Here is a 23,593-nt window from a genome sequence, read left to right as displayed (position 1 = left end):
TACCCAATGAAGCGTACCCCATCGCCCCATCCAAGTACTCTTGCACTACTTTGTATTTGAACTCATCTGTATTTTTAGTCATTAAAAAACCCCAAAAGTTGGCGTCCAACTTTTGGGGTTCAGTTCACGAAGGCGGTTTTTTTATGCGGTAAAACGATGACAAAATTACTTGCTAGCTGCCGGTGCTGCTGCCGCTGGAGCGGATGCAGCTGCACTTGCTGATGCTGATGCAGAAGCTGCTTTTTCACCGATGATTTCGATCTTTGCTTTTTCTTTCAAACCATCCAAGAATTTCTTCAAGTTTTGCTGTTGAATTTGCTGCGTCAAACGTGGTTTGACTTGTTCCAAAGTTGGCGCTTCTTTTGCCCGGTTGTCGTCAACGATGATGACGTGGTAGCCATATTGTGATTTAACTGGCTCTTCAGTGAACTTGCCTTTTTCCAGTTTTGTCACCGCTGTGCCAAATTCTGGAACCATGCTGCGTGGATCGAACCAACCCAATTCGCCACCTTTGTCTTTAGAGCCAGGATCTTTAGATTGGGCTTTCGCCAAAGCGGCGAATTGTTTGACGTCTTTTTTCAATTTAGCGATGATAGCTTTTGCGTCATCTTCTTTGTCTACCAAAATATGACGTGCAGAAAACTCACTACCAGCAGTTGCTTCTTTGATTTTCGCGTATTCGGCAGCGTAATCTGCATCTGTTACAGGGCTGTTTTTGAGGAAATCATCCACATAGCCTTGCGCCAAAACATTGGTTTTCATCATTTCAAGTTGGTCAGCTACGTCGCCAGATTTGTCCAAACCTTTTTTGACGGCTTCTTGCGCGACCAATGATGCCATCGCCAAATTATCGATCACCATCTTACGCATTTCTGGATTGTCAGGCATACCTTGTGCAGCTTGCTGCTTCATGATCATGTCGACTTGTTTGGTGCTAATTGGCTTGCCGTTGACGGTAGCAGCGATCACGCTTTTTGCGCCGTCGGCAGGAGCGTCTGTCGCTTTAGAGCATGCAGACAATGCCAACACTGCCATTGCACTTCCGATCATGAAACGAGATTTAATCAACATCGTGGTCTTCCTTTATGATTTTCTATATTGTGATAATGCAGCATATGCTGCGATGATTTTTGGTAAAACAATAATCTAAGCAAATTGAATCGTGAAATTGTTGAAACCTCAACTCGGGCCACGACTCAAGCATCGAATCCGTAAAAAGCGATTGCGAATTTTACCTGTGATTTGCGAATTACACTTAAAATTCGCACGGATTCTGGTGTTTAGAGCGTTTTCGGGCGTAATTATTGACTACTGGAAAATGTTGGGTAGCGTCTTTGCAGATTTTAGAGGATACAGGTAATGATAGATTTTTCAGAAATGCTGCCAGTTGGCATGGTCGCGCATGGCGGTCAAGTTGCCCAAATTATGGCGGAGATCGCTCAACGTCAACGTGGCTTGGCAGGTTGGGAAGCATTTCATTACGAGAAAATTTCTGATTCTGCCGTTGAATTAACCGGTGGTATCGTCAGTACAGCGAGTGGCTCGAAGCGTTGGTTAGAACCGCACGATTGCGTCACGATTCCGTTTGCGGCAGTCATCGCAGAAATGCAAAAACAAGGTTTGTTAGAAACCGCAGCGCCAACAGAACAAACTGCGACCGCATTAATGCCCTCAGAAGCCAAGAGTGCGGAAAAGAGTTCTGCACAAGACTATCGCTATTTGAATCTGAAACTCGCGCTGCCGCAGGATCCATTACAACGCCTAAAGATTTTGCAAGCGCTACATTTGCAAGCTGATTTAATGGGCGCCAGTGTCGTTGCTTGTCAGCTTGAATAGCGTTCAAAAATAGCACTCAAAATCACTCTTAGCACTACTCATATTCACTCCGCAAACCTCACCAAATCTTCAGAGAATCCGCCTCGACTGTCATAGACCAGTCACATAAGTTGCGTACATTGGAATCTATATTTATTTCCCATTGCCAATTTTTTCGCGGAGACTGTATGCAAGCCTTTTTATCACCAGCCGTGGCACTGATGCGAGGTCTGCGGCTTCTGCCTAAGTTCTTGATTGTGGCTTGCTTGTTTGCGATTCCCGCGCTGTTGGTATCAGGCCTGTTCATTCAAGAACTGAACAAGGCAATCAGCCTGACAGAGACCGAAAAGTTAGGTTTGCAAAACCTGCGTCAAGTACAGGCCATCAGTCAGCAAACTCAGGAACTTCGTGGGGTACGCCATCTGGCGCTAGCTGGCAATGCAGGAGCAAAACAAGCTACACAAAAATTAATGGAAGAGCTTGATCTTCAGTATCAACAGCTACAAAAAACCCTGCAACAAAGTAGCGATACAAATTCAGCAAAAGCAAATCAAGAGATTCAAGACGCTTGGTCAGCGCTCAAAAAACTGCCAGAAAATAGTAAGTCTCGCGATAGTTATCTGGCTCACAATGCCTTATTGTTGCAGTTACAAAAACTCGCTATCGACATCGCTGATCACAGCAATTTGAATCTTGACCCGCAAGTCGATACCTATTATTTAATTGGTTTGTATGCCAAATCGCTGCCAGAATTAAGCAGCATATTGGCGGATACCGCAGCGCGCGGTGCGCCCTACATTGATACGGGTTTATTAGAAGCGAATGAAGATGTTTTAATCAATGCCAACGTAATGTTGAGCCAACGCGATCTGCCAAAAGTGCAATCCCAATTAGATGCGGTCGTACAAGCCAATCCCGGTTTACGAAATCTGCGCGAGCAACAGCAAGCCGCTAGTGTTGCGCACCTAGCCTTTCTGGATCGCACTAAGAACGAAATTCTCAGTACTCTAAACCAGACCAGCGGCAGCGAATATCTTAAAGCTGGTCAACAGACCATCAATCAATGGCGTGATTTAGGTTTAACGATTGCCAGTTTAATTGAGACCAAACTTGATCAACGCTTACAGAATCATCTCTGGAATCGCAATGCAATATTGTTGGCAATTGCTGCTGTGATTTTTATTGCCGCTTATTTATTGGCAGGATTTTATGTCGCGTTTGCGCGTGAACTCAAACAATTGACCAGCGCCGTACACCGTATCAGTGATGGCAATTTGAGCGTCGCTAGCCAATCGCAGGGAATGGATGAAGTGGCACAATTAATTCGTGAATTTGAATCGATGCGCTTGGTCTTAATTGGCTTAGTAAAAAATATTCGTAACAGTACCGAACAAATCGCCAGTTCATCAGAAGAAATCGCCAGCGGCAATGCCGATCTGTCGACACGCACCGAACAGCAAGCCAGCTCTCTAGAAGAGACTTCTGCTTCGATGGAAGAATTAACGATTGCGGTCAAACAAAATATTCACAGCGCGCAGCAAGCAAATCAGATGGCAATGACTGCTTCTGATGTTGCCAAAGATGGTGGCGCAGCAGTCAAACAAATGACGACGATGATGGAAGGGATAGCCCAGTCATCAAAACAAATTAATGACATCATCGCAGTAATTGATGGGATAGCTTTTCAGACCAATATTTTGGCATTAAATGCCGCGGTGGAAGCTGCGCGTGCGGGTGAACAAGGGCGCGGTTTCGCCGTGGTTGCGACCGAGGTACGCAATCTGGCACAACGTTCAGCGGCAGCCGCCAAAGAAATTAAGCAGTTGATCGGAAACTCGGTTAAGCAAGTTGAAGCCGGCAATCGTCAAGTGCAACAAGCAGGTAGCACGATGCAGCAAGTGGTGGAATCGATCGTCAACTTAAATGCCAATATGCATGCGATCACCGATGCCAGTGTTGAGCAAGGCGATGGCATACAGATGGTGAATGCAACGCTAAGTCAGCTCGATCATATCACCCAACAAAACGCCGCCTTGGTTGAACATGCTGCGGCAGCCGCAGAGAGCATGCGCGCGCAAGCAAGTAAGCTGACCGATGCAGTCGCCGCATTTACGATTGATACGCAAAACAAACACGGTACGGATATCGGACAAGCGCCCACAAACAGAGCGCAACAAACCACAAAACGCAAAGCCGCACCGAAGACACCTGCATTAAACGGCTTAAGCTTGGCGCGACAACTTGCCAGCAATTAAAATCGGTCATCAAACCACAATGACTGCCTGAAAAGACCAATCTGTGCGTTTCAGATGATAAATTAATTAACTTTGATGCGTTTTAGTTGAGTTTTCACTGAAAATCGGTAGATAATGAAGAAAATGCTCTAAAGCAATGCACGCTAACGGCAATCAATTGTCATAAACTGTGACGGAAGCTAATTTAGAGCAAACATTTCCTTTGAAAAATTAATTTTTTCAATAAACTGTCGTAACATCATTATTGCGAAACAAAATGAATTCGCGGATGAACTTGGAGAATATGATGAAAAAAACTACTACACAACAAGCGGGTTTCACTTTGATTGAATTGATCGTGGTGATCGTGATTTTGGGTATTTTGGCGGCAACGGCAATTCCGCGTTTTGCAGATTTGGGTGCAGATGCTCGCACAGCTAGTGTTAATGCAGCTCGTGGCTCTTTGTCCGCGACTTCTGCGATGGTTCATGGGACTTTCTTGGTTAGAAGTCCAGCACCTGCGACCGTAAGCTTAGAAGGTGTTTCAGTATCTGTAGTTAATGGATATCCAAGCGCAGCAACTATAGCTGCTGGAGCTGGCATCACCGCAGCAGACTACACAATGACATCTACTGCGACTGCAACAACGATTTCACCAGTTAGCGCAAGTGCGGCAGCAAAGTCCGCTGGCACATGCTCGGTAGTTTACACTGAAGCTGCAGTAGGAGCCGCACCAACGATTGTAGCGACTACAACCGCTTGCTAAACGGATAGCAGCAACTAATCCAAAAGCGTAGATCACACGATCTACGCTTTTTTTCGTCGTCACGAAAGTGGTTCAATCAATCTGAACATCATTTCATGCGATCAATTTGAACTCAAGCTGCACGCAAAGTCAGATAAATATCCGTTCGCAAATCAAGTGGTGAAGTTTCACGCGGATCGTTCAAATATTCTTCATACACCGCCACATCAGCCGCCTCAAAACCCGATGCTGGTAGCCACACGCCGAACAACCATTCATACGCGGCATGCATGTCCGAATAAGGGCCTTGGTATTGCAAGACCGCACATTTAGCAGCAGCGATATCATAGGCTTGTAGTGGTGCTTTAGCTTGATTCGCTTGTTGCTCTGCGCTGACCACCAAACAAGCACAAGAACGCAGCTGCGCTTCCTCTACCGAGGATGGATCATCCCAATAAATCCCTATCGATCTACTATTTGGGCCAAACAACTGACGACTGGCGGCGACTCCTTGTAACTGATCGAATGCTTGTCCAATTCCCATGTAGTCGCCTTGGTGTGGCAGGCCCAATAAATGCATGGCATCGGTATCTTTTATAACTACAGTAAACATCGTATGACTCCTTAAGCTTGGTGGAGAAGAAAATTGTGTGTGACTGCCCTGCTTGCGATATTTTGCGGGTGGCATGCCATACACATTGGAAAAAATCCGCGTGAATGATTGCAGATTAGGATAGCCGCAGGCGCGGGCAATGAGATCTATTGATTGCTCTGTTTTAGCAAGCAAACCAGCGGCACGTTGCAAACGCAAACGCTTCACAGTTGCCGCTAAACTTTCACCGTAAAACGATTGATAAATGCGATGCCAGTGATACGGCGACATGTAGGCAATTTCCGCCAATTGCATCAGATCTAATTCGCGCTCCAAATTTTCGTGCACGTAATCAATCACACGTTGGAAGCGGCGTTCATAACTGGCGCGATGGGCGCTGATGGCGGAGAGTTCTGCTGTCATTTTGTTCCCGTCAATGAATCTTCAATGACGAGAACAATAGCACGGAGTGATTTGACAAATCTTGCGGTAAATGTGCCGAGGCGATTAGGGCGTGTTGACCTAACTAAAGTGGCTATTTTTTAGATTTCTGTGAGCGCTAAGAATTATTCTTTTGGACGACTGAGTAAAGCCTTGAGATTTGCCAAGCGGTTTTGTGGCGTGATGATTTCATCGTCAGTCGGCACAGCATCACCTTCATCCAATTTCATTTCTTTGATAAAGCGCGAAGGATCACAATGCACGGATTCTCCTGCACGTTTACGTTTCTTACACCAAGTAATATGCAAGCTGCGTTGCGCACGCGTTATGCCCACATACATCAGACGGCGCTCTTCTTCGATACGCGCAGCAATCGTTTCAACCGGTGCATCTGGGTCACCTTTATGCGGCAAAATACCCTCTTCCACGCCGACCAAAAAGACATGCGGATATTCCAATCCTTTAGATGCGTGCAAGGTGGACATGCGCACTGCATCTGGGTCTTCATCCTTACCTTCCATCATGCTCATCAGCGCCACCATCTGAGTCAAATCTAACAGGCTGCGATGATCCTCGGTACCATCTTTGCCACCGTTACCTTTTTGTTTGAGCCACTGCGTGAAGTCGAGTACGTTTTGCCATTTTGATTGTGCTGCGCGATCCTCGAAATTGTCATACAAATAGTATTCGTAATTAATTTCTTTCATCAAATCATCGAGTAATTGCTCGGCATGTCCTTCTCGATGCGCATGCGCCTCGACATTATTGATGAAGGTGCAAAAGTCACGTAGAGGTCTTAACTGACGCTCAGTAAGCAATGCTTCGATGCCACCTTTAAACACGGCTTCAAACAATGAGCATTGCCATTGACCAGCAAATGAGCCTAAAGCTTCCAAGGTTGCTTGACCGACGCCACGACGTGGTGTGGTAATCGCCCGAATAAACGCTGGATCATCTTCTTCATTTGCAATCAAACGCAAATACGCGATGATGTCTTTGATTTCTGCTTTATCGAAAAAACTCTGACCACCAGAGATCGTATAGGGAATTCTTTCTTTGCGCAGTGCTTGCTCAATCACGCGGGCTTGATGATTGCCGCGATAAAGAATCGCATAATCTGCCCACGCAGCACGCCGTTCAAAACGATGCGCAGAAATCATGATCGCGATTTGTGCAGCTTCTTGCTCATCGTCTTGCATGCCCATGACTTTGACCGGATCACCCAAGCCGTGCTCAGACCAGAGCGCTTTATCAAACAACTTAGGATTATTACCAATCACCGAATTAGCCGCTTGCAGAATGCGGGTACTAGAACGATAGTTTTGTTCTAGTTTAATGATGCGTAAATTCGGAAAATCGACTTGCAAAGTCGTGAGGTTTTCTATCGTCGCCCCGCGCCAAGCGTAAATCGCTTGGTCATCATCACCCACCGCGGTGAACATCGGTTTTTTACCGATGCCAGAGACCAGCAATTTCACTAATTCATACTGACAGGTATTCGTGTCTTGATATTCATCGACCAATAAATAGCGCAAACGACGCTGCCACTTGTCGCGCACTTCTTCGTTGTGACGGAACAATTCCACTGGCAAGCGAATCAAGTCATCAAAATCGACAGCTTGATATGCCGATAAGGTCGCGACATAACTGGCATAAATACGCGCAGCCTGTGCTTCGTCTTCATCTTGCGCCTTGGCTAAAGCTTGTTCAGGACTGACTAAACCGTTCTTCCACAAAGACATTGCGGTTTGAATCCGGCGAATCAATTGCTTATCGGTGGTGATCGCCAAATCTTGGACCAGCGAAAAACAATCATCACTATCCATGATGGAAAAGCGATCTTTCAAACCGAGCGCACGCGCTTCTTGTCGGAGAATTTTGACGCCCAGTGAGTGAAAGGTAGAAACCGTAATGTGCTTGGCTTGCTTGGGTTCTTTTAAGAGCTTGGCAATACGTTCCTGCATTTCGTGCGCAGCTTTATTGGTAAAAGTCAGCGCTGCAATATGCTTGGCATCGTAGCCATGAATTTCAATCAGATTCGCGATCTTTTGGGTAATGACTCGCGTCTTACCCGAGCCCGCACCTGCCAGAACCAGGCATGGGCCATCCATATAATTAACTGCATCGCGTTGGGGTTGATTGAGACCGTGAGACATGAAGACGACCAATTGCTATTAAGGCGTCATTGTACTCTTTTGGCTTTGAGAGCAGAAAAAGAAAGGCCAGCCTTATTCAGGTTTGTGCGAACTTGGCTCAGTTCGACTGCAATTCGACTGCTATTAATGCAGATTCAACTTAGGCTCAATCCCGATAACTTTGATGACGAATAGCGCAGCCAACAAGGCTACGGCAACACACTGCGAATTGGCACAAGTTTTGCACTGCTTAATTCACCAAACACTTTATGAGAACCTAAAGTGGTACTAAAAAATGCAGTCCAGCAACAGAAATAAATCCATAGCAAGCAATGATTTCCCCTGATGAGCGATTCCCTAATGAGAGGCGATTTCAAAAAGAATTTAGGTAAAAGTAAAGTTACATGTATAGCCAAAATATTTACACGTAACACTCAGCCATGGAACGGCAGATAGATGAGGACGACTTTTCTAACTATCTTTGCGATTGTTAAGTCAATTTAATGCACATCTCTTGCTTTTTTCATTGGCTTTCGGAAAAAGTCAATCAAAAAACAATATCTAAGCTGTTGTTCTTTGATCAGAAACAAGTTTGTAGAAACAATAATTCACATGCTAATCTAGTAAACATCTTTTTCAATAGTTTATGCCTAGTCAATAAAAATAATAATTATTGAACTGGTATTCATTGTTCAGTGATCCGAATACACCACGATATGCAAGAAGATATTGGCCGACACCTGTTAAATCATGATCAACGCAGCTATTACGCATCTGGCAAACCAGTTAAACCAACAGTTCAAAAACAATTTTCAATTGCTTGAAGATGTTGTTGTGGTCTCTAACTTGGTTGAACTGGATGGCTCGGTTGCTGCGAACGCGAATAACAAGCTAGTGCTGACGCTGGTCAATATCGAAAAAGATAGCTTGCCATATCGCCCTCACCAAGCTCATCGCGGCAATGACAGACTGCCGGTACACAGTAGCCCTTTGTATCTGAATTTGTATTTGATGATGTCTGCCAATTTTGGTGCAGGTAATTATGCGGAAGCGCTAAAAACCATTTCGCAAGCTATTAGTTTTTTTCAGCAGCAAGCCGTATTTGACCGGCAAAACAGTCCAGGTCTAGATAGCAGAATTGAGAAACTGATTTTAGATATGGAAAATTTAAAAATTCCTGATTTGAACAATTTATGGAGCTTGATGGGTGGTCGTTATTTACCATCGGCGTTTTACAAAGTACGCATGATCACCGTCGATGCTGGTGCAATTATTGGTCAGGTGCCGATGATTACCGACCCAAATCAAAACTTTCTTCGCTAGGATCGGTGATGGCACGCTATTTGCCTATGTTCGCATTACAAGTCAGACACGAGTTCTATGAAGGCGATGCGACCGCTGGCAGAATGGGCTTACATTTCACGCCCGATGCCAACAGCGCCATCACAATGCAACAAGAGAATTTGCTGCTAAGACGAGGTGATGCTGGTTTTGAAATTTGGCAAGAGCAACGAGAGCAACAACAGCAAATAAATCCGGAAGATGGAACGGCACCTCCGCTTGCTAAACCAACTGGCTATCTGGATTTACGTTTTTTAGTGACGGCAAGTGATCCTGCGTTTAACTCTTACACCGATTGGAATATGGATAAACCAATCCAGTTTGAAAATGCAGGCTCTTTGCAATTGTCAGCAACAACACAGCTCGCTGACGAAGTAGAAACGAATAATTTTGCTTGGCAGCGGACTCCGTTGCAATTTAGTTTGCGACTACAGCATGCCTTAGACCAAGGCATGACGCAGTATGAAATTTTATTAAAAGCAAAAGCGCTGCACTGGAAATATTTTTTTACTGGTGCTGCGGCAAGAAAATCTTTACAGATTATCGATTTAGATAGTGAAAGTAAGGACGACGGGCTGTCATTTCAACGCTCGTCAGCAGTAGTAAACAGTACGGGATTAGCCTTTCTTTCGACAATGCCAATTCCGATGAGAAGCATACCAACACAACGCTTTCAGCTGCGTGAAGAGGGTGCCAATGGTCGAGTGTTAATGCGGCGAATGCCAAACGCCAGTATCCATCAAATTGGCAAAGAAAGAGTTCCGGGCGGGCAGACACTGGTCGTTGCGGAAATTTACATTCATCAATAATTTTCAAAGGAACACATATGGCTGGCGCGTTTAAAACACCTGGTGTCTATATCATTGAAAAAAATGCCTTTCCCAACTCTGTCGTAGAAGTGGCGACGGCAGTGCCGGCATTTATCGGTTACACCAAATTCGCAGATAACAAGGGCACTTCCCTTTCGAATAAACCTTGGCGCATTACATCGATGTCGGAATTTCAGAACTACTTCGGTGGAGCGCCAGACGATCAATTTGACATCGCGGAAAAGTCTGCTGATGATGCCGTCAGCAATTTCAAAAGTGCTGGCAAAGAATATGTTGTGAAACGCAAAGGTGGAAAATCAGACACACAGCGTTTCTACTTATTCCGCAGCATGCAGTTATTCTTTCAAAACGGCGGTGGCCCTTGCTACATCGTTTCAATTGGTGGTTACACCGATGAGGGCATCAAGAAAAGTGAATTGCAACTTGGCGTTGACTTGCTCTTGAAAGAGCAAGAACCAACGATGGTAGTGATTCCTGATGCGGTGGCCTTAGAAGAAGGTGACTGTATCGCGATTCAGCAATATAGCCTGAAACACTGCGGCACACAGAAGAATCGTTTCGCCATTCTGGATGTGCACAATGGTTACAAAGACCGCAAAGATCCACCAGAAGATGTGATCGTTACTTTCCGTGGTGATCTCGGCACTAGCTATCTCAATTACGCAGCCGCCTATTACCCATGGTTGAATACGTCGATTATTGCAACGACGGATCTGGACTTCACCAGTTTTAGCGATCTGGCGCAATTGAAAGAACTGCTATTAGCAGAAGCTGGTGGTGACAAGGCGCCAGATGATCTGAAGAATATCTTGAGTCAAGTTGGTGACGCAGCACGCGATCCAAATGCAAAAACCTATTTGTCGGATGATGAGCTGCATAAAATCTTGTTCTCTGTCAGCCCAACTTATGCAAACATTTTGCTGGCGATCAAACAAAAGCTCAATCTATTGCCACCAGCCGCCGCAATGGCAGGTGTTTACACCATGGTCGACAACAATCGTGGCGTTTGGAAAGCACCAGCGAATGTGAGTTTGGCATCGGTCATTTCACCAGCCGTGAATATCACCCACGATGAGCAAGAAGATTTGAATGTGACGACCGCAGGTAAATCAATCAATGCGATTCGCAGCTTCATCGGTGAAGGCACTTTGGTTTGGGGTGCTCGTACTCTGGACGGCAATAGTCTGGATTGGCGTTACATCAACGTGCGTCGCACCATGATCATGTTGGAAGAATCTTTGCGTCTGGCAACAAAGGCGTATGTGTTTGAGCCAAATGTCAGCGGAACTTGGGTCACCATCAAGAGCATGGCAAGTAACTTCCTGACTGGTATCTGGAAACGTGGTGGTTTAGCGGGCGCCAGCCCTGAAGATGCGTTCAGCGTGCATGTCGGCTTGGGCGAGACCATGACTTCCGAAGATATTTTAGAGGGCATCTTACGTGTGACGATTTTGGTTGCACTCAGCCGCCCTGCTGAGTTCATTGAGATTACCTTCCAGCAGCAAATGCAAAAATCGTAAAGGCAACTAGTCACGCCTTCCTTGCAACGACGCTGACCTGCGTCGAATACAGCGAAGGTGGTTCAACTTTTTAAACTAATTTATTGAAGAGGTTTGTTATGGCAGATGATGGATCAAAACAATCAGCAAACGTGTGGCCTTTACCAAAATTCTATTTCCGCGTGAAATGGGATTCAAACGAGATGTCGTTTCAAGAGGTATCTGGCTTAGATATCCAATCCGAAGAGATCAAATACCGCCATGGCAATAGCCCGGTTTTCTCTGTGATCAAAATGCCGGGCATGAAAAAATACGGCAATATCACCATGAAAAAAGGGGTATTTAAAGGTGATAACAAGTTCTGGGATTGGCTCAATCAAATCAAGCTCAACACCATCAAACGTGTGCCAGTAACGATCAGTTTGTTGGATGAAGAAGGCAACGATACGATGGTATGGACATTGACGAATGCATGGCCAACCAAAATTTCCAGTACCGATCTGAAATCCGAAGGCAATGAAGTGGCGATTGAATCGATTGAAATCGTGCACGAAGGCTTAACGATCGCCAATAAGTAATCATTCTCATGACAGGTGAATATTTTGAGGGAGGCTACCCTCCTCCAGCGTTTTATTTCACAGTCACCTTTGGCAATGGTTCACAGGTGCCAGATGCTTCGTTCAGCGAAGTATCTGGCATTGCATTAGAAATGGAAACCGAAGCAGTCGTCGAAGGTGGTGAGAATCGTTTCATTCACCAGTTACCAAAAAGTATTAAGCATCCAAATTTAGAACTCAAGCGCGGCATTACCATGCTCAATTCGCCCTTGGTTAAGTGGTGCAAAGATACTTTAGAAGGTGATTTCATTAAATTGATCGTACCGCAAACCATCGTGGTCAAACTCAATGGTTCGGAAGGTGAAGTATTACGCGCTTGGGCTTTCATTAATGCGTATCCGATTAAATGGGATATCGAAGGCTTCAATGCGACCAAGAATGAAGTGGCAATCGAGAAAATGACGTTTGCCTATACCTATTCTAAACGCAGCAAATAAGTGAAACAGACCATGGCTATCGAGATTAAAGAACTGATTATCAAAACGACGATAGTGAATCGTCCTGTCGATAAGGATGACGATAGCTATCTGGACAAAAAAGTCATCAAAGAAGAAATTTTGGCAGAGTGTCGCCAACTGATGCAAAACATTCTTCGTGAACGCCGGGAGCGCTAGTCGTGTCCGGGCAAAAAACACTATTAAAGATCTCAGGCTGTAGTGTTGCCAAAAATGGCAGCATCAGTGTTGATAGCGCGCGTCCGGTGTTTCAAGCATTGATTAACCCTTCTGGCTATGGCCACGATTACAGCATTAAATATTCGAAAGCGCAGACCTTGGGGCAAGCCGGTAGCGAAGCCAAGTTTCATGCAAGTCAGCCAGAAAAACTCAGCTTAAAAGAACTGGTTCTGGATGGCACGGGTGTCGTCCCTGGCACCACCAAAACTGTCAAGCAACAAGTTGAGTCCTTACGTGATGCGGTCTACACCTATGTCGGTGACAATCACGAAGCGCCGATCGTGCAAGTGCTGTGGGGTAGTTTAATTTTTTATGGTCGGGCCGAAGGTCTCAAGTTTGACTACACCTTGTTCAAACCGAATGGCGAACCGCTACGCGCCAAGATTTCCCTGACCTTTGTTGAATACATCAGCCCGCAACAGATCGTTAAAGAAGAAGGCGACAACTCGCCAGATCTGACCCACTTGGTCGTTGTTCAGGCCGGTGACACCTTGCCTCTATTGTGTGAACGTATCTATCGCGATAGTGCCTATTACATGGAGGTAGCAAGATTTAATGGACTTAGTTCTTTTCGACATCTACAACCCGGCACCAATTTACGCTTTCCGCCCTTAGCGTAAGTTGGTTTGTGATGACGATTTTAATCACGTATTTTAGAAAAGAGCACACATGGCAATCTCTCCATTAACCGATAGTTCTGGCGTTTTGACATTAAACATCACTTGTGATGGCGCTGTCATTCCAGACATCATTCAGGTGGTGTCAGTGGAAATTAACCACAGTACAAATCGGATTCCGTCGGCGATCATTACTTTGCTTGATGGCGATATGCCGAATGCAGAATTTCCGATTGCCGATGCCGGCAATTTTAAGCCCGGCACTCTAGTGGTCATCAACGCGGGCTACGATGGCACCACCAAAATGATTTTTACCGGCATCGTCATTACACATTCGGTCAAAATTAACGGCGACAACTATGCACGCCTGATTATCGAATGCCGCGACAAAGCTTTAGCAATGACCGTCGGCAGAAAAAACGCTAACTATGTCAATAAGACCGACAATCAAATTATTTCAAGCCTGATCAGCAATTACAGCGGCTTAACGCCAACTGTCGATGCCACCTCGGTCACCTACAAAGAGCTGGTGCAATACTATGCCACCGACTGGGACTATATGATGGCGCGCGCAGAAGTCAATGGCTTTCTGGTGACTGTCGATGCCGGTAAAGTGACAGTAAAAGCGCCAGATAGTAGTGGTAGCGCGGTACTCAAAGTGACCTACGGTATGGATCTCATGGAATTTCAGGCTGAACTCGATTCACGCTCTCAGTTAAATTCCGTCACTAGTACGAGTTGGGATTTATCACAACTGGCAATCGTGCAACAAAGCGCGCAAGCCATCACACTCACTGGCCAAGGTGATATCGATGCAAAAAAACTCGCGAGTGTCTTGGGCGTCGAGGACTTCGGCTTACAAACTGCAGCGCCTTTGGAAAGTGCGGCCCTGACGGCTTGGAGTAAAGCACAGCAAACCAAAGCGGCACTTTCACGCATCAGTGGACATATGCAATTTCAAGGTAGTGCTTTAGCAAAACCTGGTGTCTTAATTGAGTTGGCGGCGGTTGGTAAACACTTCAATGGCAATGTAATCGCTAGTAACGTGATACATCGCATCAGCGATGGTAATTGGATTACGGAAGTAGAATTTGGTATGCCGAACTATTGGTTCACCGAACAGCATCAAGTACAAGCACCGGAAGCAGCGGGCTGGACCGCTGGCATCTGCGGCTTACATGTTGGTATCGTCTTAAAACTCGATGCAGATCCTGAAGGCCAATACAAAATTCAAGTATCGATGCCGTTAATGAATGCAAGCACCGTCGGTGTATGGGCACGCTTTGCCAGCTTTTATGGCTCATCTGGATTTGGTGGATTTATTATTCCTGAAATTGGTGACGAGGTCGTGCTCGGCTTTTTCAACAATGATCCATCCTGCCCGGTTATTTTAGGTAGTCTATACAGCAGTAAGCATGTGCCTCCTTACGAGCTTACCGCCGAAAATAATTTTAAAGCGCTGGTCACGCGTAGTAAATTAAAAATGGAATTTGATGACGGCAAGAAAATCATCACTTTTATCACACCGGCAAACAATAAGATTGTCATTAGCGATGATGGACAGTCGATCTTATTACAAGACCAAACCAATAATAAAGTCGAATTGAGTACCAGTGGTATCTTGCTCGATAGCCCCAAAGACATCACCATCAAGGCGCTTGGTAAAGTATCCATTTCCGCTGTACAAAATGTCGAAATTGCCGCACAGATGGATGTCACCACGACCGGGTTAAATATTAGCAGCACCGCCAATGTCAGTCTGACAGCCAAAGGTACGGCCAGCGCCGAATTATCTGCCGCTGGTCAAACCACGGTTAAAGGCGCCATGGTCATGATCAACTAATCCCAAAAAAACAAAAAAGGAAAACTATCATGCCCCCCGCTTCGAGAATTACAGATATGCACGTTTGCCCGATGGTGACACCTGGTTTACCACCGATTCCGCATGTCGGTGGTCCTATCAGTGGTCCTTGCGTACCGAACGTATTGATCGGTAGCTTACCTGCGGCAGTGTTGGGTGACATGTGCGTCTGCGTTGGGCCACCCGATACGATCGTCAAAGGCAGTGCAACGGTATTCATTAGTGGACGCCCGGCTGCTCGTATTGGCGATACGACCGCACACGGTGGCAATATCGTGCTCGGCTTTCCGACAGTCATGATTGGTGGCTAAGGAGATACCTATGAGCCAAGACAATTCTTTTCTAGGTACTGGCTGGAGTTTCCCACCTGAGTTTTCCAGACGTGGCAAGGTCAGTATGGTCAGCGCAGAAGAAGACATTAAACAAAGCTTGTTAATCTTGTTATCGACCAGTCCAGGCGAACGAGTCATGCAGCCCACATTTGGCTGCGGCTTAAAACACCATATTTACGAAAACATCGATGAAAGCACCATCACAATCTTAAAAGACCTGATTACCCGCGCGATTTTATTTTTTGAACCGCGCGTTAAATTGGAAATGATACTAAGCGATGCATCTGCCGCCTATGAAGGCAGACTAGATTTCACCATTATGTATCGGATCATTAGTACCAATACCCGACACAACATCGTCTACCCTTTCTATCTACGAGAAGGCAGCGATGTGCAACTGTAGACAATGTTGGGGGCCAGCATGAAGCCTCAATTAATGATCAGCGACGGTCGCAGTCAGGCACAGCGCCAACTCGACGCTTTACGTGGAGACTACTTTCAACTGCACGAAATGCAGTTTGAACAATTACTGAGCTTAGCCAGTGAATATGCACGGCTAGTGAAATTTCATCATTTAGATTTACGTGTTGATGGCAATTGGAATACGTTTTTTGCAGCCGATGAATGTATTTTAATGGCCAACATTTTGGCGATTGATAGCGCCAAATTATCGCAACAATTTGAAGCGAGATTGCAACGTCAACCTCAGTACCGCGATTGGTTTCGCGACGATATCGTCAAAAAAATTGACGTTTCTTATCGTGATCAACTCGATTCGCCTTTGCTGTTAGTACGATTGCTCAACCAACTATTGTTGTCGCTTAGCGTATTACAAACAAATGCCGCACTCGAAACCAGAAGGCTACTCGAAGGAATTTTGCGTGGCTTAAAATGGGAAGTTCACACGCTATGCGATAGCACTCCCAGAGTCTTAGCACCGTACAGCGCGGCTTTATGTAGTCAACAATTCAAAGATCTGGTGGAATGGCCTGCACTGCAGGTTAGTGATCGTGTCTACACCGACGAGAAGACCGTCAAAGGAAGCAAAGCGAGCGCATCTTTCAGTGACCGTCAACTTAGTCTAAGCGAGATTCAGCACAATTTTCACACTTTTAATCAAGCATTACGAATGCTACAAAGTGGTGTGCAAGAATTACTGCCTGCATCCATGCGCAGTGCAGATCACGATCCTGCACAAAGTCTGTTGATTACATTTATTCGTTTATACGAGCAGTTACAAAAACGACTAAATCGATTTGGCGACAAGCACATTGATTTCTATTATCAGCAAGTGCTTGGTATGCGCCCCAAAACGCAAGTGCCCGATAACGCACATTTGGTGTTGCAAGCGAGTCCCGGGGCGCGACAAATGTTGATCGAACAGGGTACTGAATTTATTGCCGGAATCGATGCAGATCAAAATGAAATCATCTATCGTGCTAAAACTTCGTCACAGTTAAATGATGCCAAAGTGGTAGCGCTGCATAGCATTTATTTCGACAAGCATTATGCCGAAAATCGTTTGCTTGTGACGCAATCGAGTTATCACCAAACAATTCCAGTTCCACCACAGGATTGTGATCCGCTTGATCTTGAAAAGCTGCCACCACTACCACTATTGGGTGCGCCCAAACCAGGCGAACATTTATCTGGAGGGAACCCAACGCGTTTTGGATTTGCTATCGCCAGCAAAAGCTTACAAATGCAAGAAGGCGAACGCTCGGTGCGTGTGCTATTTCATTTCCGTGACAATGCTCGCTATACAATAGAATCGAGCATGAAACAGATCGCCGAGCAAGCGCAAGAAAAGAGAAAAAGCAGGCAACAAGCGACCTCTGCAATCCGTTTAAGCGATGTGTTTATCAAGCTATTACGCAGTATGTTTCGCATCTCCTTAACCAGCCCAGAAGGTTGGTTGCAGGTGACAGAATATCGCCCCGAATATCATGAACTCAATTCAGATTTACCGCCCAATTGTTTGGCCTTAGATTTTCTACTGCCTGCCAGTGCGCCGGCGGTAAGTGCATATCAAATGGCGGTTCATGGCGAGTCATTTCAAACTAGCCTGCCAGTCATACGTTGCGAGATGACGCAGAACGAATACGCTTATCCCTACGACATTTTGACCAATTGGTTGATCGAAGATATCGAAATCGAAACCCACGTCAAAGGCTGTCGTCAATTGATCTTACATAATCAAATTGGACAGCTCAGCGCACTCGCACCATTCTTACCATTTGGTCCATTGCCGGATCTTAGTGCGTATTTGGTCGTTGGCTGCGAAGAGATCATGGAAAAGCAGTTAAAAGATATTTCACTGGATGTGGAATGGGCTGGCTTGCCCAGTAACTTAGGCGGTTTTCCCGCTCACTATCGGGCTTATCAAGTACCACTGAAAGCGGATGCTATTCGCGCGAAAATAGCCGTATTGGTTGACGGAAAATGGAATAAATCGACACAAAGCATGCCTTTATTTTCTTATGAAAAACGTGGTGATGGTAGCTTAAGCAATCAGGTCAGCCAAGAGAGTCAATGGAGCTTGCAGCAAGTTGTGCCATTTTTCAAACCCAGCCTTCCGGCAACAAGCGCAACAGGAGCACCACTCACATATACATCAGCAACCATGAACGGTATGTTCAAGATTTGTCTGGACAGCCCTGATGGTGCTTTCGGACATCAAGAATATCCGCAGCTATTAACACAGGTGTTAACGCAGAACGCGCGTCATAAAAAAATCGGCTTAATGCAGGCGATGCCCAATCCACCATATACACCGCAAATTAGCCGAATTGTGCTGAACTATAGTGCCAGTACAAAAATTAGTTTTGAACAAGGCCAGGCGATCAACGATAGTGGTCGCAACGAGCAATTTTTACATCTGCACCCGCTTGGTTGGGAAGCAATGGGAAGTACCGATATCAAACGCATTCCCTTAGTTCCGCGTTATCCAGCCGCCGGCAATCTATTCATTGGATTGAGCGCTAGCCAGCTCCGTTCTGCGCTCAGTTTGTATTTTTATTTGCGTGAAGATTCCTTGCCAATGACCCGACTTGCGCACCCCGGATTGACATGGTGGTATTTGTCATCCAATCGTTGGCGCAAAATGCAGCAAGCAAATATTCTCGATGATTCAAGCTATGGATTCATGACCAGTGGCATCGTGCAATTTCAAATCCCTGACGATATTGATCAAAACAACACCATCATGCCGACTGGATTGTATTGGCTGGCGGTTTCGGCTGAACTTGGTTTGGAAAGATTCTGCAGCTTGTATGGCGTGTTTGCACAAGCGATCAAAGTGATCTGGTCACCAGAGGATGGTAAAAAACCTGCGCCCACTTTGCCGGCATTTAGTATCCACCGAAGCCGTAGTCAAATAGCCGGTCTTGCACGCGTGCTACAAATCCGCCGCAGCTTTAGCGGACGTGCTGAAGAAACGCAACAACAGTTTCGCGTCCGTGCAAGTGAACGACTCAAGCATAAAAATCGTGCATTGACTACTGCAGATTACGAACAACTCATCTTAGAGAAATTCCCGCAGGTATTTAAGGTCAAATGCTTTCCCCATTTGTGTGTGGATCAACATCCGCAACGACGTCTTCGTCCCGGCCACATTTTAATTGTTCCGATTCCACATTTAAGTAGCGGTGGTCATGCGAATCAAAAACCTAGTTTAAGCGGACATCTGATACAGGAAATTCAAGCCTATATTCAACAATATGCGCCTGATGATGTTCGCATTAGCGTAGAAAATCCCGTCTATGAAGAGATACAGGTTCGCTGCACGGTGAAACTAAAGACAGCGTATTCCAATAGTCGCTTTGCTGGGAGTTATATCGAAGAAATCAATCAGGCAATTTGTCATTATCTGTCACCTTGGGTGCAGCAAGGTCAACTGCAACATTTTGGTTGGTCAATACAGCAGCACAACATCGTCGCGTTTTTACATGATCTGCAATATGTAGACGAAGTCACCTCGGTCTCTTTGCTACAAATTGCACCGATTGGTGATAGCAAAGATCTGCGCTATGACTTGCGCGATAACGCGAAAGCGGTACGCGGAGAAAAAGACTTGCTGCCGAATTATCCGTGGAGTATTGCGGTACCAATGAATGAACATTGGATCGTCATTAGTAATCAATTTGAACAAAAACCCGCCAAGGCGATAGGGATCAACGAACTCAAAGTCGGTTCGACTTTCATTATTCCGGCAAGGAGAGAAACATGACACGACGTACCAGACAAATGTTGCAAGAGCAGTTCCAACACGGAAAAATGCCGACGGAAGAAGACTTTGGCGATCTGATTGAATCGATGCTCAATATGCTCGACGAAGGATTTGATAAGACTCCAGAAGCAGGTTTCAAAGTCGCTCAATTGCGCGATGGGAAACTGATGAGTTTTTATAAGGACATCAATATTGGTAATCCTTTATGGTCACTTGGGCTAGAGAAGTCAAATAATAATCTCAGCATACAAGATAGTCGGAATCAAGCGCTGCTCACACTCTCTAGCAGCACGGGCCTCGATGGGATTCATCGTAATGCGATTGGCATCCGGCAAAATAATCCACAGTATGAACTTGACGTTGCCGGTTGGGTTGCGAACAACGGCCGGATTGGCCGGGCTGGCGAACTGGCCGTTCCAGCGGACGGGAACTGGTATGACATTACGGAAGCGATGACAGGTTGTCAGGCGTGGGAGGTGATGGCCGGTGTGGGCGCCAAAGACAGCGATGGTCGCTATGCGCTAACGCATGCTTTTGCACTCAACGCGTTCAATGCAAACGGTAGCATCAATTATCATCAAACGCACTTTGGCAATAAATGCAGCCGTATCGAGTTGCGTTGGATCAGTGAAGATATCAGCAAGCCTTTTGAATTCAAACTACAAATGCGTGTCGGTTGTTCATTCGGCGACGAGGTTTGGATTAAATACCATATGACCCAATTATGGCTAGACACTTTAATGCTGGAAAGTGATCAAAAGCCCTTGCGTCAGCCATCCCCGCAATACGACGCAAAAGGCAAGGTGAAGAAATAATATGACACGTCAAAACATCTCCCTTTCACTCAGTCTGGCGCAAGGCAATCTCATTTTAGAAGCACTGGCAGAACGCCCGTTCAAGCAGGTATTTGAACTTATCGGTGAATTGAATCAACAAGCGCAAATGAACTTTAGTGTTAGCGCATTGGAGCATGACTTGGGTCAATTCGTCTTGCACCCGAATCAGCTCCGCCTGATTCTCGAGGTTTTAGGTGAAATGCCGTTTAACCGCGTGCATCGTTTATTGCACAGCATGCATCAACAAATGCAGGAGGCAAAAGCCGGTGAGTAGTCAGCATTCCATTCCACGCTTACAGCCAGATCCAGACGAGCTTGACTTCGACGGCTTGCGTCGTCGCGGCATAGCCTTGTTGCAGGATTTGTCTGGACACCAGTGGACGGATTATAACTACCACGACCCCGGTGTCACGCTACTGGAATTGCTATGTTATGGCTTAGCCGATTTGGTGTATCGCACCGATTTTGATGTCGCTGATTTTTTAAGTAATGAAGATGGGGTAATCGATTATCAGGCACAAGCGCTTTATCTACCTCAACAGATTTTCCCCAATCAAGCGGTCACCGATCTGGATCTTTGTAAGTTAATCTATGATGCACTGCCCGATGTAGAAGATGTGTGGATTCGCTCGCACAAAGATCAAGAGTCAATTGCTGGTCTGTTCACCGTATTCATTAAACCGCACCAATCCCTGCTCAGTCGCAGCAAAATGGCGGTGACTGAATTGCAGCAGACTTTAAGGCAGCAAGTCATACAACTGCTGTCGGCACAACGTAACTTGGCCAGAGATCTGGACGAAATTCACATCATCAACCCAAGCATGTTCACGCTGGCTGGCGAAATCGAAATTGACGACAGCAGGCCTCGTGCAGAAATCTATGCAGATATCTATTTTCGTTGTGCCAAACTGATCTCGTCCGGCAGCCAGATTCTACGTTTTGAAGAGGCTTTGCGCACAGGAATGCGCTGGGAACAACTGTTCACTGGCCCATTAACAAATCGCGGCTATATCGACGAATCAAGTTTTTTAGATGAGAGTTATGATATTGACGTCGTCAAATTGATTACGCTGGTACGTCATATTGCCGGGGTTAAAAATGTACGCTCACTGGTATTAATCGATGAAGACGGCCAAGTTCATGAACACTTACAATTTGACCACAGTGATGCAAATTGTCCGGTGCTGCAATTCCCCAAAGATCCGCAACAAATTCATGCGCTGCATTTAGTCCATGGTAGAAGTCAGCATGCAACGCTCAATACCGACCCATTACTAGCAATCAAATCATTAAGCCATGATTCACAGCGTGAAGTACTGGCGTTTAATGAACAAGTCAGTTTATATCTGAAAAAATATGAATTTGAATACGATGCATTTCGTCGTAACCGCAGTGATTTCAACAAAATCGTGCAGCTACCAGAAGCACAGCATCGTGATTTTTCAGGCTATTGGTCGATCGGCGAAGATACGCCAGCGATCTATGGGATCAACCACTTTGGCGTTCCCAAATCAGAACCGCCAGAAGTCCATGCAAGAGCCAGACAACTAAAAGCCTATCTTTATCCATTTGAACAGCTGATGGCAAACTATTTGGCGTCGCTTCAGCACCTGCGTCAATTGTATTCCGTTGATGCGCAACTAGACCGTAGTTACTTCTCACAATATTTAAGTGAGGCGCAGGTACCGAATCTGGAAGTGCTATATAACGCAAACGCCAATCCGTATGAAGTTGCCAAAATTCTGCGTGAACAAGATCAATTCGAAGATCGTCGCAATCGTGTGCTTGATACCTTGCTCGCGATCTATGGCGAGCAATTTCCAAGTGAAGAGTTGAAACGATTTGATTACTATCATCAAGATTGTTTTGAGCATCATCTGATTCAATCAAAAATCCGTTTACTCAAACAATTATGCGAATTAAGCAGTCAACGTGGTAATGCCAGCAATCTGCAAGAAAAGTGGGATGGCAACAATCTGGCGACGCTACAGAAACGTATTCGCATCCTCAGCGGTGGCGCAATCGAACCCTTGTCACATTCCTTGATTCAACATTTACAAAGCGAACATAAGCTGATCAGCGATCTACGTTATGCCGCACTATTGCAAAAACAAATTGGCATACCACAACAGATAGATCCCGCGCAGTTGATTTCGATCGCAAAAAATCCTACGCCAGATCAACAACTGGCGTTTAAATTACCGCACGGAGCGATTTGCGAAGCTTTACTCAAATTTGGCATCTGCTGGGAAAATTATCAGGCACTTGCCAGCAGCGAACATCATGTCTGGCTATGTCTGCGAGTTGCAGGCGATCAGTATTGGCCATTGTGCTTATTACCTAAAAATGAACTGAGCGATTTTCTCGTGCAGTTGATCGCCTATCTAGCGTCGATCAGCTTACAAACTGAGGGCTTTCATTTAGTCGAGCATGTGTTGTTGCGACCACGTTCCAGCACCCATCAACGAGAGATTGAATTTGATTTTTACGCACACAGAGTCAGTATCATCCTACCCGGATTTACCGCACGCTTCACCGATATAAAGTGTCGACTCTGGATAGAAAATCTGATCGCTCAACATCTGCCCGCACACATCATGCCGGAATTTATCTGGCTAGATTTCGCCTTTCTCGCACAGTTTGAACTGCGTTATCAGCAATGGATGGATCAATTGCAAACCTATGCCAATCATGGTTATCAAGGCGACGTGACGGCATTGGATCGAAGTGCAGATCAGATCATCGCATTCTTGAAAAAGAATCGACACCCGCAAGCTAACCGATATTGGATCTAAG

The 23,593-nt window shown here is 45.6% G+C and carries 20 protein-coding genes; 17 read left to right on the top strand and 3 right to left on the bottom strand.

Features of this window, described 5'->3' with window-relative positions; genetic code table 11:
- Positions 1-165 precede the first annotated feature (165 nt).
- Complete coding sequence (locus H8K33_RS14170; protein WP_186891681.1) at positions 166-1,071, bottom strand: peptidylprolyl isomerase; 906 nt, start codon at positions 1,069-1,071, stop codon at positions 166-168.
- Between the two features lie 288 nt (positions 1,072-1,359).
- On the opposite strand from H8K33_RS14170, the gene H8K33_RS14165 reads away from it, so the two are divergent.
- The 3 genes from H8K33_RS14165 (at position 1,360) to H8K33_RS20105 (ending at position 4,815) form a co-directional block, all read left to right on the top strand.
- Positions 1,360-1,836, top strand: a complete 477-nt coding sequence (locus H8K33_RS14165) for a hypothetical protein (protein WP_186891680.1) — start codon at positions 1,360-1,362, stop codon at positions 1,834-1,836.
- A gap of 167 nt (positions 1,837-2,003) precedes the next feature.
- Positions 2,004-4,070, top strand: a complete 2,067-nt coding sequence (locus H8K33_RS20110; RefSeq protein WP_281387344.1) for a methyl-accepting chemotaxis protein — start codon at positions 2,004-2,006, stop codon at positions 4,068-4,070.
- Between the two features lie 286 nt (positions 4,071-4,356).
- Positions 4,357-4,815 carry a pilus assembly FimT family protein gene (locus H8K33_RS20105; protein ID WP_281387343.1) on the top strand — a complete coding sequence of 153 codons (459 nt, stop codon included), beginning with the start codon at positions 4,357-4,359 and terminating at the stop codon, positions 4,813-4,815.
- Positions 4,816-4,927: 112 nt separating this feature from the next.
- On the opposite strand, the gene H8K33_RS14150 is transcribed toward H8K33_RS20105, so the two are convergent.
- Positions 4,928-5,809 carry an AraC family transcriptional regulator gene (locus H8K33_RS14150; RefSeq protein ID WP_186891678.1) on the bottom strand — a complete coding sequence of 294 codons (882 nt, stop codon included), beginning with the start codon at positions 5,807-5,809 and terminating at the stop codon, positions 4,928-4,930.
- A 143-nt stretch (positions 5,810-5,952) separates the two neighbouring features.
- Positions 5,953-7,983 (bottom strand): UvrD-helicase domain-containing protein, encoded by a 2,031-nt coding sequence (locus tag H8K33_RS14145; RefSeq protein WP_186891677.1) that lies wholly within the window; start codon positions 7,981-7,983, stop codon positions 5,953-5,955.
- Positions 7,984-8,712: 729 nt separating this feature from the next.
- On the opposite strand from H8K33_RS14145, the gene H8K33_RS14140 reads away from it, so the two are divergent.
- The 14 genes from H8K33_RS14140 to H8K33_RS14075 all read left to right on the top strand — a co-directional run bounded on the left by H8K33_RS14140 (position 8,713) and on the right by H8K33_RS14075 (position 23,592).
- A complete protein-coding gene (locus H8K33_RS14140) occupies positions 8,713-9,285 on the top strand; it encodes a Pvc16 family protein (RefSeq protein WP_186891676.1) in 573 nt (190 codons plus the stop codon).
- Between the two features lie 8 nt (positions 9,286-9,293).
- Complete coding sequence (locus tag H8K33_RS14135) at positions 9,294-10,112, top strand: hypothetical protein (RefSeq protein ID WP_186891675.1); 819 nt, start codon at positions 9,294-9,296, stop codon at positions 10,110-10,112.
- 17 nt (positions 10,113-10,129) lie between these two features.
- Complete coding sequence (locus H8K33_RS14130) at positions 10,130-11,653, top strand: phage tail sheath family protein (RefSeq protein ID WP_186891674.1); 1,524 nt, start codon at positions 10,130-10,132, stop codon at positions 11,651-11,653.
- 98 nt (positions 11,654-11,751) lie between these two features.
- Positions 11,752-12,210 (top strand): phage tail protein, encoded by a 459-nt coding sequence (locus H8K33_RS14125; RefSeq protein ID WP_186891673.1) that lies wholly within the window; start codon positions 11,752-11,754, stop codon positions 12,208-12,210.
- Positions 12,211-12,218: 8 nt separating this feature from the next.
- Complete coding sequence (locus H8K33_RS14120; RefSeq protein ID WP_186891672.1) at positions 12,219-12,686, top strand: phage tail protein; 468 nt, start codon at positions 12,219-12,221, stop codon at positions 12,684-12,686.
- A gap of 12 nt (positions 12,687-12,698) precedes the next feature.
- Positions 12,699-12,863: a DUF5908 family protein gene (locus H8K33_RS14115; protein ID WP_186891671.1), complete on the top strand. Its 165-nt coding sequence runs from the start codon at positions 12,699-12,701 to the stop codon at positions 12,861-12,863.
- Positions 12,864-12,865: 2 nt separating this feature from the next.
- Positions 12,866-13,543: a CIS tube protein gene (locus H8K33_RS14110; RefSeq protein ID WP_186891670.1), complete on the top strand. Its 678-nt coding sequence runs from the start codon at positions 12,866-12,868 to the stop codon at positions 13,541-13,543.
- 49 nt (positions 13,544-13,592) lie between these two features.
- Entirely contained in the window at positions 13,593-15,383 is a 1,791-nt protein-coding gene (gene vgrG, locus H8K33_RS14105; protein WP_186891669.1) for a type VI secretion system tip protein VgrG, read from the top strand.
- Positions 15,384-15,412: 29 nt separating this feature from the next.
- The gene (locus tag H8K33_RS14100; protein WP_186891668.1) at positions 15,413-15,712 is read left to right on the top strand and encodes a PAAR domain-containing protein; all 300 of its coding nucleotides are present in this window, start codon (positions 15,413-15,415) and stop codon (positions 15,710-15,712) included.
- 10 nt (positions 15,713-15,722) lie between these two features.
- Positions 15,723-16,136: a GPW/gp25 family protein gene (locus tag H8K33_RS14095; protein ID WP_186891667.1), complete on the top strand. Its 414-nt coding sequence runs from the start codon at positions 15,723-15,725 to the stop codon at positions 16,134-16,136.
- A gap of 18 nt (positions 16,137-16,154) precedes the next feature.
- Complete coding sequence (locus H8K33_RS14090; RefSeq protein ID WP_186891666.1) at positions 16,155-19,961, top strand: baseplate J/gp47 family protein; 3,807 nt, start codon at positions 16,155-16,157, stop codon at positions 19,959-19,961.
- Positions 19,958-20,776, top strand: coding sequence for a hypothetical protein (locus H8K33_RS14085; protein WP_186891665.1), 819 nt, complete (start codon positions 19,958-19,960; stop codon positions 20,774-20,776). The genes H8K33_RS14090 and H8K33_RS14085 overlap by 4 nt, the downstream gene beginning before the upstream one ends.
- Position 20,777: 1 nt before the next feature.
- The gene (locus H8K33_RS14080; RefSeq protein WP_186891664.1) at positions 20,778-21,071 is read left to right on the top strand and encodes a hypothetical protein; all 294 of its coding nucleotides are present in this window, start codon (positions 20,778-20,780) and stop codon (positions 21,069-21,071) included.
- The gene (locus H8K33_RS14075; protein ID WP_186891663.1) at positions 21,064-23,592 is read left to right on the top strand and encodes a hypothetical protein; all 2,529 of its coding nucleotides are present in this window, start codon (positions 21,064-21,066) and stop codon (positions 23,590-23,592) included. Before H8K33_RS14080 ends, H8K33_RS14075 begins: the two co-directional genes overlap by 8 nt.
- Position 23,593: the final 1 nt, after the last annotated feature.

This window comes from Affinundibacterium amnicola (genome assembly GCF_014284275.1).
In the GTDB taxonomy this organism is placed as follows: Bacteria; Pseudomonadota; Gammaproteobacteria; order Burkholderiales; family Burkholderiaceae_D; genus Undibacterium; species Undibacterium amnicola.
The sequence above is the reverse complement of the archived record's forward strand: the minus strand, read 5'-3'. Positions and strand labels throughout refer to the sequence as shown.

Coding starts and splice junctions, on each gene's coding strand:
- H8K33_RS14125 (WP_186891673.1), top strand. CDS start 11,752: ATGGCAGATGATGGATCAAAACAATCAGCAAACGTGTGGCCTTTACCA.
- H8K33_RS20110 (WP_281387344.1), top strand. CDS start 2,004: ATGCAAGCCTTTTTATCACCAGCCGTGGCACTGATGCGAGGTCTGCGG.
- H8K33_RS14095 (WP_186891667.1), top strand. CDS start 15,723: ATGAGCCAAGACAATTCTTTTCTAGGTACTGGCTGGAGTTTCCCACCT.
- H8K33_RS14120 (WP_186891672.1), top strand. CDS start 12,219: ATGACAGGTGAATATTTTGAGGGAGGCTACCCTCCTCCAGCGTTTTAT.
- H8K33_RS14100 (WP_186891668.1), top strand. CDS start 15,413: ATGCCCCCCGCTTCGAGAATTACAGATATGCACGTTTGCCCGATGGTG.
- H8K33_RS14085 (WP_186891665.1), top strand. CDS start 19,958: ATGACACGACGTACCAGACAAATGTTGCAAGAGCAGTTCCAACACGGA.
- H8K33_RS14080 (WP_186891664.1), top strand. CDS start 20,778: ATGACACGTCAAAACATCTCCCTTTCACTCAGTCTGGCGCAAGGCAAT.
- H8K33_RS14135 (WP_186891675.1), top strand. CDS start 9,294: ATGGCACGCTATTTGCCTATGTTCGCATTACAAGTCAGACACGAGTTC.
- H8K33_RS14140 (WP_186891676.1), top strand. CDS start 8,713: ATGATCAACGCAGCTATTACGCATCTGGCAAACCAGTTAAACCAACAG.
- H8K33_RS14165 (WP_186891680.1), top strand. CDS start 1,360: ATGATAGATTTTTCAGAAATGCTGCCAGTTGGCATGGTCGCGCATGGC.
- H8K33_RS14145 (WP_186891677.1), bottom strand. CDS start 7,983: ATGTCTCACGGTCTCAATCAACCCCAACGCGATGCAGTTAATTATATG.
- vgrG (WP_186891669.1), top strand. CDS start 13,593: ATGGCAATCTCTCCATTAACCGATAGTTCTGGCGTTTTGACATTAAAC.
- H8K33_RS14170 (WP_186891681.1), bottom strand. CDS start 1,071: ATGTTGATTAAATCTCGTTTCATGATCGGAAGTGCAATGGCAGTGTTG.
- H8K33_RS14130 (WP_186891674.1), top strand. CDS start 10,130: ATGGCTGGCGCGTTTAAAACACCTGGTGTCTATATCATTGAAAAAAAT.
- H8K33_RS14090 (WP_186891666.1), top strand. CDS start 16,155: ATGAAGCCTCAATTAATGATCAGCGACGGTCGCAGTCAGGCACAGCGC.
- H8K33_RS14115 (WP_186891671.1), top strand. CDS start 12,699: ATGGCTATCGAGATTAAAGAACTGATTATCAAAACGACGATAGTGAAT.
- H8K33_RS14150 (WP_186891678.1), bottom strand. CDS start 5,809: ATGACAGCAGAACTCTCCGCCATCAGCGCCCATCGCGCCAGTTATGAA.
- H8K33_RS20105 (WP_281387343.1), top strand. CDS start 4,357: ATGAAAAAAACTACTACACAACAAGCGGGTTTCACTTTGATTGAATTG.